The 236-nt window shown below is 58.9% G+C and carries 1 pseudogene; it reads right to left on the bottom strand.

Annotation, left to right across the window (positions count from 1 at the left end):
* Positions 1 to 236 (bottom strand): annotated as a pseudogene (locus tag ACPYOM_RS23925) (glycine betaine ABC transporter ATP-binding protein); the annotation flags it as partial.

The following is a 236-nucleotide window of genomic DNA, read 5'->3' as shown; positions in this document are numbered from 1 at the left end:
CTGCTGGATGACCTCGCCGTCGCGCAGGATGGCGATCTTGTCGCCAAGCCGCAATGCTTCATCGAGATCATGGGTGATGAAGACCACGGTCTTCTTCAGCTCTTTCTGCAGGTTGAGCAGCACTGTCTGCATGTCGACGCGGATCAGGGGATCGAGGGCCGAATAGGCCTCGTCCATCAACAGGATCTCTGCATCGTTGGTGAGTGCGCGGGCAAGGCCGACGCGCTTTTGCATGC

The organism is Monashia sp. HAY1-2A, assembly GCF_056755315.1.
This window is presented reverse-complemented; position numbering and strand designations above follow the sequence as displayed.